The 15,951-nt window shown below is 65.1% G+C and carries 12 protein-coding genes; 8 read left to right on the top strand and 4 right to left on the bottom strand.

Annotated features, from left to right (window positions below; translation table 11 throughout):
* Positions 1-137: 137 nt before the first annotated feature.
* Entirely contained in the window at positions 138-773 is a 636-nt protein-coding gene (locus tag V3C33_06365; protein ID XAS68897.1) for a 4'-phosphopantetheinyl transferase superfamily protein, read from the top strand.
* On the opposite strand, the gene V3C33_06370 is transcribed toward V3C33_06365, so the two are convergent.
* The 4 genes from V3C33_06370 to V3C33_06385 form a co-directional block, all read right to left on the bottom strand.
* Positions 766-2,133, bottom strand: a complete 1,368-nt coding sequence (locus V3C33_06370) for a M1 family metallopeptidase (GenBank protein XAS68898.1) — start codon at positions 2,131-2,133, stop codon at positions 766-768. The two genes, V3C33_06365 and V3C33_06370, sit on opposite strands and share 8 nt — an antisense overlap.
* A gap of 38 nt (positions 2,134-2,171) precedes the next feature.
* Positions 2,172-6,080: a Pls/PosA family non-ribosomal peptide synthetase gene (locus V3C33_06375; GenBank protein ID XAS69668.1), complete on the bottom strand. Its 3,909-nt coding sequence runs from the start codon at positions 6,078-6,080 to the stop codon at positions 2,172-2,174.
* A gap of 199 nt (positions 6,081-6,279) precedes the next feature.
* The gene (locus V3C33_06380; GenBank protein XAS68899.1) at positions 6,280-7,245 is read right to left on the bottom strand and encodes a quinone oxidoreductase; all 966 of its coding nucleotides are present in this window, start codon (positions 7,243-7,245) and stop codon (positions 6,280-6,282) included.
* Positions 7,246-7,380: 135 nt separating this feature from the next.
* Positions 7,381-8,469, bottom strand: coding sequence for an acyl-CoA desaturase (locus V3C33_06385; protein ID XAS68900.1), 1,089 nt, complete (start codon positions 8,467-8,469; stop codon positions 7,381-7,383).
* Positions 8,470-8,645: 176 nt separating this feature from the next.
* Here V3C33_06385 and argC point away from each other — a divergent pair, with 176 nt between their 5' ends.
* The 7 genes from argC (at position 8,646) to V3C33_06420 (ending at position 15,949) form a co-directional block, all read left to right on the top strand.
* Positions 8,646-9,689 carry an N-acetyl-gamma-glutamyl-phosphate reductase gene (gene argC, locus V3C33_06390; protein ID XAS68901.1) on the top strand — a complete coding sequence of 348 codons (1,044 nt, stop codon included), beginning with the start codon at positions 8,646-8,648 and terminating at the stop codon, positions 9,687-9,689.
* Positions 9,686-10,852 carry a bifunctional glutamate N-acetyltransferase/amino-acid acetyltransferase ArgJ gene (gene argJ, locus V3C33_06395; protein XAS68902.1) on the top strand — a complete coding sequence of 389 codons (1,167 nt, stop codon included), beginning with the start codon at positions 9,686-9,688 and terminating at the stop codon, positions 10,850-10,852. The genes argC and argJ overlap by 4 nt, the downstream gene beginning before the upstream one ends.
* A 34-nt stretch (positions 10,853-10,886) precedes the next feature.
* On the top strand, positions 10,887-11,843 hold the full coding sequence (gene argB, locus V3C33_06400) for an acetylglutamate kinase (GenBank protein XAS68903.1): 957 nt from the start codon (positions 10,887-10,889) through the stop codon (positions 11,841-11,843).
* A complete protein-coding gene (locus tag V3C33_06405) occupies positions 11,840-13,099 on the top strand; it encodes an acetylornithine transaminase (protein XAS68904.1) in 1,260 nt (419 codons plus the stop codon). Before argB ends, V3C33_06405 begins: the two co-directional genes overlap by 4 nt.
* Entirely contained in the window at positions 13,096-14,109 is a 1,014-nt protein-coding gene (argF, locus tag V3C33_06410) for an ornithine carbamoyltransferase (protein ID XAS68905.1), read from the top strand. Before V3C33_06405 ends, argF begins: the two co-directional genes overlap by 4 nt.
* Entirely contained in the window at positions 14,110-14,646 is a 537-nt protein-coding gene (locus V3C33_06415; protein ID XAS68906.1) for an arginine repressor, read from the top strand.
* A 97-nt stretch (positions 14,647-14,743) separates the two neighbouring features.
* Positions 14,744-15,949 (top strand): argininosuccinate synthase, encoded by a 1,206-nt coding sequence (locus tag V3C33_06420; GenBank protein ID XAS68907.1) that lies wholly within the window; start codon positions 14,744-14,746, stop codon positions 15,947-15,949.
* Positions 15,950-15,951: the final 2 nt, after the last annotated feature.

Below are 15,951 nucleotides of genomic sequence, written 5' to 3' on the forward strand. Positions count from 1 at the left end.
GGCCACAAACATGTACACGGGCCAGCGCTGGATGGACAGTGCCAACACCAGCTCCGGCGTCGTGTAATTTTGAAGTGAGGCTACGCGTTTGAAGCGTCGCTACTGTTGTGAAGTGATGCCAGGGAGGCGCGGAATCGATGTCATCAGACGTGGTATTCCGCGCCTTCCCGCATATCCCGGCAGACGCCCGGCTGCTGGACGGGATTGAACGCCGGCGGGCTGCGGCCATGCGGCCTGAGCCGCGGGCAGCCTTTCTATCCGGACGGGCAGCCCAGCGCCGGTTTGCGGCAGAACTGCTGGAGATCCCGACGTCGGAACTCGCCGTCCACTACAGCTGTCCCCGCTGCGGCAGCGGGCCTGGAATTGCTCACGGCAAGCCCGGATACTCCAGCAACGGCGTTCCCTCGCCGCTGTTGCTGAGCCTCTCGCGGGCACCGGGATGGACGCTGGTGGCAGCAGTCGTGTCGCCGGCGCCGGGACTACGGCTCGGCGTTGACGTTGAAGATCCGCGGCGGATGGACTTCCCCGGATTCGACGCGGTCGCCCTGACGGACTCTGAACGCCGCGACATCGCGCCTCTCGCCGGCCGGGAACTGCTGAACGAGCGGACCCGGCTGTGGGCCAGAAAGGAAGCCTGGCTGAAGATGACAGGGGAGGGCCTGACTGTGCCGCCGGCGGACCTCGACGTCCGGTACCGTCCGCAGATCACGGATCTGGAGCCGTCCGTCAGCGGGCTCCCGGACAGTCTGGTGGCCGCGGTCGCGGTCAGCTGACGGGCAGCGGCGGAAGGGCTTCTTCAAACAGCCACGGATGGAGCAGGGACTCGGAATCGATCCCGGTGACCCGGTCTGCGGTCAGGATGAACTCGGCCGTCGACACGGAGCCGTGGCGATTGCCCCGCGTCCATTCCTGAAGGAGCGCAAAGAAGACCAGATCTCCGCACCGGGTGCGGAGAGCGTGCAGTGCAAGGGCGCCGCGCTTGTACACCCGGTCATCGAACATGAGCTCAGGCCCCGGATCGCCCACCAGGAGATCCTGGATTCCCTCGCCTAGTTTCCGCCACGCTGCCCGCGCCCTGTCCGCCGCCGACATGACGCCTGCTTCTTCGGACCAGATCCATTCGGCGTAGCAGGCAAAACCTTCGTGCAGCCAGATGTCCCGCCACGAGCTGACGGTCAGCGAATTGCCGAACCACTGGTGCGAGAGTTCGTGGGCTATCAGGCGCTGGGATTCCCAGCCATGGTCCAGATGGTTGCGGCCCAGAATGGAAAGCGTCTGGGCTTCGAGGGGGATCTCGAGCTCGTCCTCGGTAACTACCACCGTGTATTCCGGGAACGGATATGGGCCGAAGCAGTTGATAAACGTACGCATCATGTCAGGCTGGCGGGCCAGTCCTTCGCGCGCGCCGTTGACCATCGCCGCCCCGACGGCGGCGAATTGGGGCACGCTGCCCGGTGCGCTGCCACGGTTGAGCGCCACGATGTCGTACCGGCCGATCTGAACCGTGGCGAGGTAGGTGGCCATCGGTTCGATCTGCTCGTACGTCCACGTTTCCCGGCTGGATTTTCTGCTGTGCACCACCAGCCGGCCATTGCAGACCGCCCTGTAGTTGCCATCTGTGGTCACCGAGATCCGGTAGCTCGATTTGTGCCGGGGATGATCGTTGCAGGGGAACCACGAGGCCGCCCCGTTGGGCTGCCCGGCCACCAATACGCCGTCCGTGAGTTCTTCCCAGCCCACCTCGCCCCAGAGCCCCTTGCGGGGTGCCGGGTTGCCCTCATAGCGGATGTCCAGCGTAAAGTCGTCGCCGGCCTCAAGCGCCTCATCCGGCACGATCACCAGCTGCTCGGCCCGCTGGCTGAATCTGCGGATCTTCCTGCCGTTCAGCTGGACCTTGACGGCACGCAATCCGGTCAGGTCCAGCACTATCGCTGAAGACCCCCGCAAGGCAACGGCCTCCAGCACCGCACGGCCGCTGAGCCGGTTGCTGGCAAGCTTATAGTCAAGGTCCAGTTCGTAGCGGGACACCCGGAACGCATCGGTGCCCTGTCCCGGCATGTACGGGTCCGGTGCGCCGGCTGATTCGGCCACGGGCGCGGGTGCGCTGATGCCGGGTGATTCTGTGGAACTCATACAACGGGCCTCAAATATTGCGGTCTCGGGAATGGAGGCTACTTGAGCCGTGGAGCGGGAACCGCCGGTCCCGTCCACGGGCTGACAGGATTGCCCATCCAGTACGTTGCGGCAGGTACGGTTTCCCCCCGCATGACCAGCGACGCCGGTCCAACAGTACCGCCGTTGCCGATGGTGGCCCTCGGAAGGATAACGCCGTGAGGACCCATGGTGGCTCCGTCCTCGAGCGTAACAGTGTCCAGGCTCATGATCCGGTCGTGGAACAGGTGCGTCTGGATCACGCAGCCTCGGTTCACTGTGGAGCTTTCGCCGAGGGTCACAAGGTCCGCCTCGGGCAGCCAATAGCTTTCGCACCAGGTACCGCGGCCGATCCTGGCGCCGAGGGCACGGAGCCACCACACGAGGGCAGGGGTGCCGGTGGCGGAGCGCGCGAACCAGGGGGCGCTGACCATCTCGATGAAGGTGTCCACCACTTCGTTCCGCCAGATGAAAGAGCTCCACAGCGGATGCTCGCCGGCCTTGATCCGACCCACCAGCAGCCATTTGGCTGCCACGGCGCTTGCGGCTGCCAGGCCGCCTGCCAGCAGAACCACGAGTCCGCCCAGAACAGCAGCTGCGCCGTAGCTGAAGGCTGTGGCCAACCAATCGTAGGCCAGCATTACGCCGGCCGCGAGAGTCACTGTAAGTACTACTGGAACAAAACGGCACAGCTCCCAAAGAGCCCTGGCAATCTTCAGCTTCCGCGGCGGCTGGAACGTCAGCGTGTTGTCCGATGCAACAGCAGTGCGGCGGAGCCTCACCGGCGGGCTGCCGAGCCACGACGTCCCCGATTTGGCTTTGGCAGGCGTGGCGGACAGCACCGCTACGAGTGAATTCTTCGGTACGTTCCTTCCGGCCGCGATCATCCCGGAGTTTCCCAGGAAAGAACGTTTGCCGATCTTGGCGGGGGCAATCTTTATCCAGCCGCCGCCGAGTTCATAGGAGGCCACCATTGTGTCGTCGGCCAGGAACGCACCCTCGCCCACGGTGGTCATCTTGGGAACCAGCAGCACTGTGGACGCCTCAACGTTCCTGCCGATTTTGGCGCCGAGCAGCCGGAGCCACACCGGAGTAAACAGGCTCGCGTAGATGGGAAAGAGCAGATCGCGGGCCAGATCAAGGACCCGTTCCGTGGCCCACACCTGCCAGCCGATCCGGCTCCGCACGCGGTAGTAGCCTTCCTTGAGGCCTACGCCCAGCAGACGCGTCGTGCCCAGGATCAGCAGCAGATTGATCAGGAACCAGGCCAGCGCAGCCACAGGCATGGACACGATCAGCTGCGGGAGCGCCGCGGACAGGGATTCGTGTCCCCGGATCAAGAGGAAGACCACCAGTGCGGCGGCAGCTGCAGACACATAGGGGATCAAGGCCAGCACTGACGAGGCCGCAGCGAAGGCCACGAACCAGAGCCGGCCCACCAGCGTACTGCTGGCGGGTGTTTCCGGCCAGTCATGTTTGGCCTTGCCGCGGCGTTCGGCAGGCGAGCCGGCAACCCATTGGCCGGCCTTGACCTTGCCGAGTACTGCCGAACCGGGTTCCACCTGTCCGCCTGCCCCGATGCTGGCACCGGGCATCAATATGCTCCGTGTGCCCACCGTGGCGCCGGCGCCCACGTGGACCGCACCGATGTGAACGAAGTCGCCATCGATCCACCAGCCGGACAGGTCAACTTCGGGCTCAATGTTGCTGCCGCTGCCCAAGGACAGTAATCCCGTCACCGGGGGCAGCGAATGCAGATGGACGTTGCTGCCGATTTTGGCGCCGAGCGCCCTCGCGTAGTAGGGCACCCATGGAGCGCTGGCGAGACTGATCGCGCCGGATAGATCCTGGATCTGCTCGGCCAGCCAGAGACGCAGATGGATCTTGCCGGAGCGCGGATACGTCCCCGGACCCACATTCCGCAGCAGCGTGCGTGCCGCCGCGATTGAAATACCCATGCGGCCCAGGGGGCTGACAAAAACAAGCCACGAGGCGGCGACCCACCACCAGGACACTGTGGGAGCTGCCCCGAAGCCGGCCAAAAAGAACAACAGGTTATTTGCGGTCATCAGGTAGGTGAGCCAGCGCATTCCCACCAGGATGTGCAGCGGAATGCCCATGAGGGTCTGGAAGACCTGGGACTTGAGTGCCGTGGGCCGGACGGACCGTACGGGGGCCGGACCCGTGGCCACGCCATCAGGCAGGGACTGGCGCGCGGTATCAATCAGGGCACCGATGCGTGGCGTGGCGTAGATGTCCGCGACCGTGATGGTGGCGTAGCGGACACGCAGCGCCGAGACGAGCTGTGCCGCAGCGAGCGAACCGCCGCCGTGGGCGAAGAAATCGGCGTCCAGGTTGGGCGCGTTGCTGCCCAGTACCGCGCTCCATTGCTCCACGATCCAGCGTGCATCGTCCGGCAAATTCAGCGGTGCGGAGTCGGCATCGGCGGCTCCGGAGCCTGCCAGGGGCCACGGCAGTGCATGCCGGTCCACTTTGCCGCTGGTTTTGGTGGGCAAGGCATCAACAATGGTCAGCAGGGGAATAAGTGGTGCCGGCAGGCTTACCCCCAGCAGTTCCCGCGCGGCGGCCAGATTGATCTCAATATCTCCTGCGGGCGCCAGGTACCCCACCAGGATCTGGTTCCCGGCCGCCGTCGTACGTACCGCTGCCGCCGCACCGGCGACGTCCGGCAGGGACTGCAGAGCGGCGTCGATTTCGCCGAGTTCGATTCTGCGTCCGCCCAGTTTAACCTGTTCGTCGGCACGGCCCATAAAAACGAGTCCGGCGGCTTCATAGCGGACCAGGTCGCCGGAACGGTAGGCACGGTCCCAGCCAAGCGACGGCATGGGTGCATATTTTTCGGCGTCTTTCTGCGGGTCCAGGTAACGCGCCAAGCCCACACCGCCGATGATGAGCTCGCCGAGTTCCCCTTCTCCCACCGGTAATCCGTCGGGGCCGACCACGGCAAGATCCCAACCGTCCAGTGGAAGGCCGATCCGGACGGGTCCGGGTCCACCCAGCGGTGCTGCACAAGCCACCACCGTGGCCTCGGTGGGCCCATAGGTGTTCCAGACTTCGCGGCCGTCGACGGCAAGACGTTCGGCCAATTCAGGCGGGCACGCCTCGCCCCCGAAGATGAGGAGACGGACATTCTCAAGCGCCTCGGCAGGCCAGAGTGCGGCAAGAGTGGGCACGGTGGACACCACGGTGATGCCATGACTGATGAGCCAAGGGCCAAGGTCCATGCCCGTCCGTACCAAGGCACGGGGAGCTGGGACCAAGCAGGCGCCATGCCGCCAGGCAAGCCACATCTCTTCACAGGAGGCATCGAATGCCACCGACAACCCTGCGAGCACGCGGTCCTGCGGTCCGATTGGCTCGTCCTGCAGGAAGATCCTGGCCTCGGCGTCCACGAACGCGGCGGACGAACGGTGCTGTACGGCCACCCCCTTGGGGGTTCCCGTGGACCCGGACGTGAAAATCACCCAGGAATCATCGTCCGGCTGAGCCGTCCGCGGCGCAGCGAAGGGTCTGGGCCGCTTGCTGCCCGTGACAACTACCCCGTTTGCCCGCAGGATGGCAGCCACCCTGGCCTCGCCGAAAACCAGCTTGGCCCGTTCGTCGGGATCGTCCGCGTCCACCGGAACATAGGCGGCTCCGATCAGCAGAATGGCCAGGATCGCGACGTAGAGCTCATTGGTGCCCGAGGGGATGCGCACACCGATCTTGTCGCCGGCGCCAAGGCCGGCAAGGTGGAGATCGCGGGCAGCAGCACGCACTGCGGTCATCAGTTGTGCATAGCTCAGGGACTGGCGGCCATCGTCCAGGGCAGACGCATCGGGAAAACCGGCTGCCGTGTCCTGCAGGATATCCACAAGGGTCCGCTCCGGAGGTGCGGCAACGGCCCCCGGCAGTTGGGCTGGAAACACGGTACGGACTGCGGCAACATCCGGCAGGGCGCCTAACGCAGGGTCCGGGCTACCGACCGGGTTGCCGGCAGACAGAGCAGGTGGCGCGCTGTTGGTTTGATGTTGCGGCTCAGTCACAGACGAAGTCTCTCTAAGCAAGGTGAACGGAAGGTGACGCAGTTCGCCCCGTGTTTGTCCGGAGTTGGGCTGGCGTTACCACTTAAGGAACCAGCAGTACTTTTCCGGTGGTGAGCCGTTGTTCCAAGTCCCTGTGAGCCTGCGCGGCCTCCCCCAGCGGATAGCTGGCTCCGATCCGGACTTTCAGGCTCCCGTCAGCTGCCGCACCGAAGATTTCAGCGGACCGCCAGCGGCGTTCCTGCGCGTTGAGCAGGAAGTGGCGCATTGTCGGCCTGGTGATGCTCAGCGACCCGCCTGAGTTAAGCCGCTGCGGATCGAACGGCGGGACGGGTCCGGATGCTGCTCCGAAAAGGACCAGTGTCCCGCGGGTGCGGAGGCTGGAAAGCGAGCCGTCGAAGGTGTCTTTCCCCACGCCGTCGTACACCACGTCCACACCGGTGCCGCGGGTGAGCTCCCGGACCGATTGCGCGAATCCTTCGTACCGCAGCACGTCGTCGGCTCCGGCCTCCCGGGCCAGTGCTTCCTTCTCATCCGAGGAGACCGTGGTGATGACGCGGGCGCCGCGGGACTTGAGCAGCTGGATCAGCAGGAGTCCAACGCCGCCGGCACCTGCGTGCGTCAGCACGGTGTGTCCGGGTTCCACCCGGAAGGAGGAATTGATGAGGTAGTGGGCCGTTATTCCCTGCAACGGGATGGCCGCGGCGGTGAAGTCGTCGACGCCGTCAGGTACGGGCAGCGCCTTCTCGGCGTCCAGCAGCGCATATCCCGCGTAGCAGCGGGACCCCTCAGCGGTGGCGACGCGGCTGCCCACGGAAATCCCGTCGACGCCGTTGCCCAGTTCCTCAACGGTGCCGGCTGCTTCGGAGCCGGGCGTGAACGGGAACGGAACGTTGTATATGCCGCTGCGCTGATAGGTATCAATGAAGTTGACGCCGGCGGCGGCCACCTTGACCAGCAGCTGGCCGGGGCCGGGGACCGGACGGTCAACCTCGGCAATCTCCAGGACTTCGGGGCCGCCCTGTTGCCGGGCGACGATTGCGTGCATCATGGGATCTCCTCCTCCGGGCAGGAACTTCCAACGACCGGATCCTCAAACCATCCTATGGATGGTCGAGCTGGCGGCGAAGTTCCTGACTCCGGAGTAACAAACGCGTTGTGCAACTTTGAGGCAGAAGCCTGGGTCCTAGTAGCGGCCCGAAACGGCAGCCATGGGGCACTCAAAGCGTCGCCCGGCGGCGAGACCTACCTCGTTCAGGTAACGGACAATGATGCCGTACGACTGCAGCAGTGTGGTTTCCGTGTAGGGAATACCGTGCTTGTCGCAGTATTGGCGGACAATCGCTGCCGCACGGTGGAGCTGCGGGCGGGCCATGTCGGGGAAGAGGTGGTGCTCCGCCTGACGGTTGAGTCCGCCGAGGAGGATGTCCATAAAACGGCCACCGGAGATGTTCCGCGACGTCAGCACCTGGCGGCTGAAGAAATCCACCCGGCTATCGGCTGGGAGTACCGGCATGCCCTTGTGGTTCGGCGCGAAGGAAGCGCCCATGTAGAAACCGAAGACGGCGAGCTGGACGCCGATGAAGGCGAATGCCATACCGAGCGGGAGGAACCAGAAGGCGAGGAAAGGCAATGCGGTCAGGCGGAGGGCCAGGATGGGGATCTCCACCCAGCGGTGGGTCACCTTGGCGCGCCGGACGATGAACTTGATGGAATCCATTTGCAGGCTGAAGCCCAGGAGAAACAGGAGCGGGAAGAAGAACCAGCCCTGCTTGCGTGTGAGGAAGGAGAAGCGCCCCTGACGGCCCGCGGCCGCTTCAGTGTGAAACGCCAGGGCGCCCGTTGCGATGTCCGGATCCTTGGAAATGACGTTCGGGTGATTGTGGTGCGCCCCGTGCTTCTGCTCCCACCACGAGTAGCTGATTCCCGCTACCGAGGTGGCGAGTATCCGCGCCGACCAGTCATTGGCGCGACGGGAAGCAAAGATCTGGCGGTGTCCGGCCTCGTGGGCCAGGAAGCACAGCTGGGTACAAAGAATGCCCAGGGCGGCCGCGATCAGCAGCTGGAACCAGCTCTCGCCAATCAGGGCGAAACCGAACCAGGTGGCCGTCATCAGGACAACGAGGCACGAAAAGACGCTGATGTAAAAACGACGCCGGCGTTCCAGCAGACCCGCCGCGCGGACCGTCTTGAGAAGTTCGGAATAACTGAGGACCACGGCATTTGGCTGCCGGACGCGCGTCTTCGGGCGCTCAGAGGTGGAAGTGGGGGCCATAGCTGTTTGCCTCGTCACTGCTTACGGGCAACGCTTCAGCCGACGTTCGGACTGCGCGGTGTGGTTCACCCTCTATCCAGCATACGCCAGGGCCGGTTGGGTCCGGGCGCGCGGACCCAAAAAACGCATGCATAAATATCGGCATCAATGAATATTATTGCTGTATAGTTCTGATCATGACTATTTCTGTTGCTGTTTCCGGCGCCAGCGGCTACGCCGGCGGAGAAGTGCTGCGCCTGCTGGCCGGCCACCCGGACGTAACGATCGGTGCCGTCACGGCCCACAGCAACGCCGGATCCCGGCTGGGGGAGCTGCAGCCGCATCTGCACGGCCTCGCCAGCAGAATCCTCGAAGACACCACGGTGGAGAACCTCGCCGGTCACGACGTGGTGTTTCTTGCTCTGCCGCACGGAGCCTCCGCCGAAATTGCCGCCGGGCTTCCCGAAGGTACCCTGGTGATCGACGCCGGTGCGGATCACCGGCTGCAGGATCCCGCCGCCTGGGAGAAGTTTTACGGTTCGGCGCATGCCGGGACATGGCCCTACGGGCTTCCGGAGCTCCCGGGCCAGCGGGAAGTGCTGAGAGGCGCAACCCGGATCGCGGTGCCGGGCTGCTACCCGACGTCGGCCCTGCTGGCTTTGACACCGGGGTTCGCCAAGAATCTGCTCCTGACTGACGACGTCGTTATTGTGTCTGCCTCCGGTACCTCAGGTGCCGGCAAGGCAGCAAAGGTCAACCTGATCGGCTCCGAAGTCATGGGTTCCATGAGCCCCTACGGCGTGGGCGGCGGCCACCGCCACACGCCGGAGATCGAACAGGGCCTGTCCAACGCCGCGGGCGAGCCCGTCACGGTCTCCTTCACACCCACCCTTGCACCGATGAGCCGCGGCATCCTCACGACGGCCACTGCCAAGGCGCGGCCGCAGGCAGGACGCAGTGTCACCGCGGACGAACTTCGCCGGGCATGGGCTGACGCCTACGACGACGAGCCTTTCGTCCATCTCCTCCCGGAAGGGCAATGGCCGTCCACCAAATCGGTCCAGGGCTCCAACCATGTGGTGATGCAGCTGGCGTTTGACGAGCACGCGGGCCGAGTCATCGTCACGTGCGCCATCGACAACCTCACCAAGGGGACGGCCGGCGGCGCCGTGCAGTCCATGAATATTGCGCTCGGCCTGGCGGAAACCGCCGGCCTCAACCTGCAGGGAGTTGCCCCGTGACCATTACCGCACCCAAGGGATTCCGCGCCGCCGGTGTGAGGGCCGGCCTCAAAACCTCTGGAAATCCGGACCTCGCGCTGGTAGTCAACGACGGTCCGTCCAAGGCCGCTGCCGCCGTCTTTACCTCCAACCGTGTTGCCGCCGCGCCGGTGCACTGGTCCCGCCAGGTTGTTTCGGATGGCCGCGTTGACGCTGTGGTGCTGAACTCCGGCGGTGCGAATGCCTGCACCGGTCCGCAGGGATTCCAGAACACCCACACCACCGCGGAGAAGGTGGCCGAAGTGCTCGGCATTTCGGCCGCCGATGTGTTTGTCTGCTCCACCGGCCTGATCGGCGAGCAGCTTCCCATGGACAGGATTGTTCCCGGCATAGACGCCGCGTCCGCTGCCCTCAGTGAAGACGGCGGCGCGGATGCAGCGCATGCGATCATGACCACCGACTCCGTGCCCAAGCAGGCGGTATTCACCGGCCAGGACGCTGACGGCCGGGCATTCACCATCGGCGGCATCGCCAAGGGTGCCGGCATGCTGGCACCCGGGCTCGCCACCATGCTGGTGGTCCTCACCACGGACGCCGGCGTCGAGGCGGAACTGCTCGACGTCGTCCTCCGGGACGCCGCCCGCGTCACCTTTGACCGGGCGGACTCGGATGGCTGCATGTCCACCAACGACACCGTGGTTCTGCTGGCATCCGGCGCCTCGGGGGCCTTTCCCTCGGCCGAGGTGTTCGGTGCGGGACTGACCGAGGTCTGCGCCGAGCTGGCCCGCAAACTCATCGGCGACGCCGAGGGGTCCAGCCACGACATCGCCATCCGGACTTTTAATGCCGCCAGTGAACAGGACGCGGAGATCGTCAGCCGCGCCGTTGCACGCTCAAACCTCTTCAAAGCCGCCATTTTCGGGAAGGACCCCAACTGGGGCCGTGTGCTGTCGGCGGTAGGCACCACGGACGCCGCTTTTGATCCGGACGCGCTGAACGTTTCAATGAACGGCATCCAGATCTGCCAGAACGGCAGCATCGGCCAGGACCGGAATCTGGTGGACCTTGAACCCCGCGAAGTACTGGTGGAGATCGACCTCCAGGCAGGGGAGTCGGAGGCCACCATCTGGACCAATGACCTTACCCACGATTACGTCCACGAAAACAGCGCCTACTCGAGCTGATCCCCGCAGCCACCTCCCCAAAGGAACAGCCTCCATGAATGCCCAGACACGCGAGAACACCTCCATGCTTGATGCGCAGAGCAAAGCCGGCACCCTGATCGAGGCTCTGCCGTGGATCCAGCGCTTTGCCGGCACCATCATGGTGATCAAGTACGGGGGAAACGCGATGGTCAATGACGACCTCCGGCGTGCGTTTGCCGAGGATGTGGTGTTCCTCCACCACGTGGGAATCCACCCCGTGGTGGTGCACGGCGGCGGTCCGCAGATCAATTCGATGCTCAGCCGGCTGGGCATCGAATCCGAGTTCAAGGGCGGACTCCGCGTCACCACCCCCGAAGCCATGGACGTGGTGCGTATGGTCCTCACCGGCCAGGTGGGGCGTGAACTTGTGGGCCTGATCAACTCGCACGGACCATACGCCGTGGGTATGTCCGGTGAAGACGGCGGCCTGCTGCGCGCCGTACGCACCGGCACGGTTATTGACGGCGAGGAAGTGGATCTGGGCCTGGTGGGTGAAGTGGTGGGCGTTAACCCGGAGGGCATTGTGGACATCCTCGATGCCGGGCGCATCCCGGTGATCTCAACGGTGGCCCCCGAGATTGCCGACGACGGCAAGGCCGCCGGCCAGAACGCAGGCCGGACCACCGGGCAGGTGCTTAACGTCAATGCGGACACTGCAGCGGCTGCCCTGGCGGAAGCCCTGGGAGCATCCAAACTGGTCATTCTCACCGACGTCGAAGGCCTCTACGCCAACTGGCCCGACCCGTCATCGCTGATCTCGTCGCTCACAGCGTCTGAACTGCGGGAACTGCTGCCCTCGCTCGAGTCCGGAATGATCCCCAAAATGCAGGCGTGCCTCAAGGCCGTGGACGGCGGGGTGGAACGCGCCCACATCGTGGACGGCCGCCTGCCGCACTCCATGCTGCTTGAAACATTTACGACGGCGGGCATCGGCACGCAAGTGGTACCAGACGAGGAAGTAAACGCATGAGCCCGATAGAGAAGTCCCCTGTGACCGCACTGGTCGAGGCCCAGGGCCACGGTACCGGGGCGGACTGGCTTGCCCGCTATGCGTCTTCATTGATGGGGGTCTTCGGCACACCGCAGCGGGTGCTGGTGCGCGGCGCCGGCTGCCTCGTATGGGACGCCGACGGCAAGGAATACCTGGATCTGCTCGGCGGCATTGCCGTCAACGCGCTGGGGCACGCCCACCCGTTTGTGACCTCAGTGATTTCCAGCCAGCTGGCCACGTTGGGGCACGTCTCCAATTTCTTCACGAGTCCCACCCAGATTGCCCTCGCCGAGAAACTCCTGTCCCTCACAAAAGCGCCGGCCGGTTCCAAGGTGTTTTTCACCAATTCGGGCACCGAAGCCAACGAGGCGGCCTTCAAGCTGGCCCGGCGGAATTCAGCGGCCCCGGGCAATGCCCCGCGGACCAAAATCATCGCACTGGAGGGTGCCTTCCACGGGCGCACCATGGGAGCGCTGGCGCTGACGGCCAAGGAGGCCTACCGCGCACCCTTTGCGCCGCTGCCAGGAGGTGTTGTCCACATCCCGTTCGGCGACGTCGAAGCACTCCGCGGCGCTGTTGATGAAACCGTGGCCGCCGTTTTCCTGGAACCCATCCAGGGCGAAGCAGGCGTCCGGCCGCTGCCGGCCGGGTATCTGGCTGCGGCCCGCGACGCCACGTCCAGGGCCGGCGCACTGCTGATCCTGGACGAAGTCCAGACCGGCATCGGCCGCACCGGAAAGTGGCTGGCCAGTGAGGACGCCGGCATCGTCCCGGACGCAGTCACCCTGGCCAAGGGGCTGGGAGGCGGGTTCCCGGTGGGTGCCCTGATTACCTTTGGCGGGTGGCCGTCGTCGCTGCTCTCCGCAGGCCAGCATGGCACCACCTTTGGCGGAAACCCGGTAGCCACAGCTGCCGCGCTGGCGACGCTCCACGCCATCGAGAGCCAGGGCGTACTGCAGAATGTTGAACTCGTGGGTGAGTACCTGCGTTCGGCCCTGGCCGGCGTCGACGGTGTCACAGAGATCCGTGGCGAGGGCCTGCTGATCGGCTTCGACCTCGATGCTGACGTGGCACCTGCAGCCGTTACCGCCGCGCTGGACGCAGGCTTTATCATCAACAGCCCGGGCCCGCGCACCATCCGGCTGGCACCTCCGCTCATTCTCACGGTTGAACAGGCGGACCGTTTCATGGCCGCCCTGCCGGCCATCCTCCAGACCGCAAGGGACGCGCAGTGACCTCCTCAACCCGAACCCGTCACTTCCTCAAGGACACCGACCTCAGCCCGGCCGAGCAGGCCGAGGTCCTTGACCTGGCAGCCCGGATGAAGGCCGCGCCCTACAGCGTCCAGCCGTTCGCCGGCGAAGGAAACGGCCGTAAGACCGTAGCCGTGATCTTCGACAAAACGTCCACGCGCACCCGGGTGTCCTTCGCTACGGGTGTGGCGGACATGGGCGGCAACGCCCTGATCATCAACCCCGGTGAGGCACAGATCGGCCACAAGGAATCAGTGGAGGACACCGCCAGGGTGCTCGAGCGGATGGTCTCCACCATCGTGTGGCGGACTTCGGCGCACGCCGGTCTGGTGGCCATGGCGGAAAACTCCAGGGTGCCGGTCATCAACGCGCTCTGCGACGACTACCACCCCTGCCAGCTTCTGGCAGACCTGCTCGCTGTCAAGGAACACAAGGGTGAGCTCAAAGGCCTCACCATGAGCTACCTCGGCGACGCGGCCAACAATATGGCCAACTCCTACCTGCTTGCCGGGGTCACCGCCGGAATGCATGTCCGGATCGCCGGTCCCGAAGGCTACCTTCCCGCAGCAGACATTGTGGCCGCCGCGCAGGAACGAGCTGCTGAAACCGGCGGCTCCGTACTCATCACGACAGACGCGGCCGAAGCGCTCAAGGGCGCCGACGTCGTGGCCACCGACACCTGGGTGTCCATGGGCCAGGAAGCCGAAAAGGAGGCCCGGCTGGAGCTTTTCCGTGAGTACTCCGTGGATGAGGCCGCCATGGCACAAGCTGCGGAAGACGCCGTCGTTCTTCACTGCCTTCCGGCATACCGGGGCTACGAGATTTCGGCCGGTGTCATTGACGGCCCGCAGTCGATCGTCTGGGACGAGGCCGAAAACCGGCTTCACGCCCAGAAGGCCCTTATGGCGTGGCTCATGCACCGGTCTGGCCTTGCCGTGGTTGAGGGACTGTCGCCGGTTGAAGGACTCTCGCCCGTTGAGGGACGCGCCTGAATGTCCGTCCAGCCAGCGTCGCCGGGCGCGAGCCCGGCCACCAAAACAGCTCGCCAGGCGCGGATCACCGCCATCCTGACGGGTGAGTCGGTGCGCTCCCAGGCAGAGCTTGCAGCCCTGCTGGCCGACGACGGCGTCCAGGTCACCCAGGCCACTTTGTCCCGCGACCTCGTGGAGCTGGGTGCAGTCCGGGTCCGCGGAAAAGAAGGGGTCCTGGTCTACGCGGTGCCGGGCGAGGGTGGTGAGCGTGCGGCCAAAAGCGGTGTCACGCAGGAAATCCTCGATGCGCGGCTTTCCCGGCTGTGCGGGGAACTCCTGGTCACGGCGGAGGCCTCGGCCAACATCGCAGTGCTCAGGACCCCGCCCGGAGCGGCCAACTTCCTGGCACTGGCGATTGACCACTCCGTGATGCCCTCAATCCTTGGCACCATCGCCGGGGACGACACAGTACTGCTGGTCACCCGCGATCCGCTCGGCGGCGCCGCCCTTGCCGCCCGCTTCCTCCAGCTCGCGGAAGAAGCCGGCACCGGCCCGTAACCGAACCAGCCAGCAACATCCACAGACCAGCCCGCACGACGATGTGTCAGGCTTTCACCAAACAATCAAGAACCAACAAACAATAAGGAGCATTTCCGTGACTGAGCGTATTGTTCTGGCCTACTCCGGTGGCCTGGATACTTCCGTAGCCATCGGCTGGATCGGTGAAGCCACCGGTGCCGAGGTCATCGCCGTGGCCGTCGACGTCGGACAGGGCGGCGAATCGCTGGAGACGATCCGTCAGCGTGCCCTGAGCTGCGGCGCCGTAGAGGCTTATGTGGCTGATGCCAGCGATGAGTTCGCCAACGAATACTGCATGCCCACGCTTAAGGCTAACGCCCTCTACCAGGGCCACTACCCGCTGGTGTCCGCCATCTCGCGTCCGGTGATCGTCAAGCACCTGGTCAAGGCGGCTCGCGAATTCGGCGCCACCACGGTGGCCCACGGCTGCACCGGCAAAGGCAACGACCAGGTCCGCTTCGAGGTGGGCATCCAGACACTGGGCCCGGACCTGAAGTGCATCGCGCCGGTCCGCGACCTCGCCCTGACCCGCGACAAGGCAATCGCCTTCGCCGAGGAGAAGGGACTGCCGATCGAAACCACCAAGAAGAACCCGTACTCGATCGACCAGAACGTCTGGGGACGCGCGGTTGAGACCGGCTACCTCGAGGACATCTGGAACGCGCCCACCAAGGACATCTACGACTACACCGCCACCCCGGAATTCCCGCCGGCACCGGATGAGGTCACCATCAGCTTCGAAGCCGGTGTGCCGGTAGCGATCGACGGAGTGAAGGTCACCCCGCTCCAGGCCATCAAGGAACTGAACCGCCGCGCGGGGGCCCAGGGTGTTGGCCGGATCGACGTTGTCGAGGACCGCCTCGTTGGCATCAAGTCCCGCGAAATCTACGAGGCGCCGGGCGCCATGGCCCTCATCACCGCCCACAAGCACCTTGAGGACATCACCATCGAGCGCGAGCAGGCCCGCTTCAAGGCCACGGTTGGCCAGCGCTGGGCAGAGCTGGTCTACGACGGCCAGTGGTTCTCGCCGCTCAAGCGTTCCCTGGATGCCTTCATCGACGACACCCAGCGCTACGTCTCCGGTGACATCCGCATGGTTCTACACGGCGGGCAGGCGATCGTGAACGGCCGCCGCTCCGAGACGTCCCTCTATGACTTCGACCTCGCCACCTACGACACCGGCGACACCTTCGACCAGTCACAGGCCAAGGGCTTCATCGAGCTGTGGGGCATGTCCGCCAAGGTTGCCTCCGGCCGCGATCTCCGCGCCTCAGGAAAGTAGCC

Source organism: Micrococcaceae bacterium Sec5.7 (genome assembly GCA_039636785.1).
Lineage (GTDB): Bacteria > Actinomycetota > Actinomycetes > Actinomycetales > Micrococcaceae > Arthrobacter.